The sequence below is a fragment of the Pseudobutyrivibrio sp. MD2005 genome, assembly GCF_000621865.1.
In the GTDB taxonomy this organism is placed as follows: Bacteria; Bacillota; Clostridia; order Lachnospirales; family Lachnospiraceae; genus Pseudobutyrivibrio.
Genome location: NZ_JHXE01000032.1, coordinates 1 through 1,797, shown reverse-complemented (window position 1 = coordinate 1,797; position 1,797 = coordinate 1). Strand labels below are relative to the sequence as shown.

General features: G+C 45.2%; 1 protein-coding gene. It reads left to right on the top strand.

What is annotated here, in order from left to right:
* Nucleotides 1-330 precede the first annotated feature (330 nt).
* The gene (gene ltrA, locus T498_RS0109785) at nucleotides 331-1,725 is read left to right on the top strand and encodes a group II intron reverse transcriptase/maturase (RefSeq protein WP_028235750.1); all 1,395 of its coding nucleotides are present in this window, start codon (nucleotides 331-333) and stop codon (nucleotides 1,723-1,725) included.
* Nucleotides 1,726-1,797 lie beyond the last annotated feature (72 nt).

Here is a 1,797-nt window from a genome sequence, read left to right as displayed (position 1 = left end):
CAAATCTCCGGTCTGACGTACAGAAATCTCATACGAGGTTATGCATGAGGGTAAGGCTGCATCACAAGTCGAAGCCCAATAACTACACGGAATCATGCATGATAAATGAGGCAGATAGATGGAGAGGAAGAAACGTGTGGTACCTAGGGAGGTCTGTGTGAAACGCTCCGAAAGGAGTAACCACCGTACAAGGAAACGAGGCGGTGCTGAACACGCAGAAGTCAGCAGAGGTCATAGTAGGGATATGGACATGGAAACATGGACATGCTAACCGAAGGACCGAATCAGTAGGAGTCTTAAGTATGACCGAGAAAGGAGGAATGACTGTTAATGGCAGAAAACATGAATAATAATGGCTGTTTGCAAAGAGATAGTGCGGAACACGAAGGGTATGCGAAAGCGCTTAGGTCATTCAATCGGATATGGAAAGAAAGAGACAGTGCACAGCCGAAACTCTTGGAAGCAATACTGTATAAGGATAACTTTAATAGAGCGTATAAGAGAGTTAAGGCAAACAAGGGAGCGCCAGGTATTGATGGAATGACTATCGAAGAGGCACTTCCGTACCTTAAGGAACATCAACAGGAGTTAACTGACCGCATATACCGCGGCAAGTATACCCCATCGCCAGTCAGGCGAGTTGAGATTCCAAAACCGGATGGTGGTGTGCGCAAGCTTGGCATACCCACCGTGATAGACCGAACACTTCAACAGGCAATAACTCAACAGTTAGTGCCAATCTATGAACCGTTGTTTGCGGACGGAAGCTACGGCTATCGTCCTAACAGAAGCGCAAAGGACGCCATACAGAGGGTAAAGGAATACGCAGAACAAGGCTACACATTTGCGGTAGTCCTGGATTTATCAAAGTATTTCGATACCTTAAATCACGAAATCCTAATCAATCTCCTTAGGAAGAATGTAAAGGACGAGCGCGTAGTTCAGCTCATAAAGCGCTATCTGAAAAGTGGGGTAATGGAAAACGGAGTGGTCATTGATACAGAGGAAGGTTCGCCGCAAGGTGGGAATTTATCGCCTCTTCTTGCAAATATCTACCTCAATGAGTTCGACCAAGAGTTTCTGAAAAGGGGTGTACCCTGCATAAGATATGCAGATGATATCGTTCTTCTTGCGAAAAGCAAAAGGGCATCAGAAAGACTCTTAGAAAGCAGTACTAAATATCTCGAAGAGAAGTTGAAGCTAACAGTCAACCGAGAGAAAAGCCGTACTGTCAGTGTGTTTGCAATCCGAAATTTTAAATTCCTTGGCTTTGCATTGGGAAGGAACGGAAGTGGCATTTATGTCAGGGTTCATCCAAAGTCATGGAGGAAGTTTAAGTCTAAACTGAAAGATTTATCTTCCCGTAAATCTGTGCAGTCCATCAAGCCTAGTCTTGAGAAAATCAAGGTATATGCGAGAGGCTGGCTTAACTACTACGGTATAGCAAGCATGAAGTACAACATAGACGAAATCAATGGGTGGCTCTATCACAGAATACGTATGTGTATATGGAAACAGTGGAAGAAGCCAAAAACTAAAGTACGCAATCTCATAAAGATGGGCGTGCCCAAGGACTTGGCGCTTTTGGCTGGTAACAGTCGGCGCGGACATTGGTTTACCACACATACAGTCGCAGTCAACATGGCAATGACAAAAGAAAGACTGATAAACAGTGGCTTCTATGATTTAGCCACAGCCTATCAGTCTGTGCACGTCAACTATTGAAAGCGCCGTATACCGAACGGTACGTACGGTGCCGTGAGAGGACGGCGGTTAGTCACCGCCTCCTACTCTATT

Coding starts and splice junctions, on each gene's coding strand:
- ltrA (WP_028235750.1), top strand. CDS start 331: ATGGCAGAAAACATGAATAATAATGGCTGTTTGCAAAGAGATAGTGCG.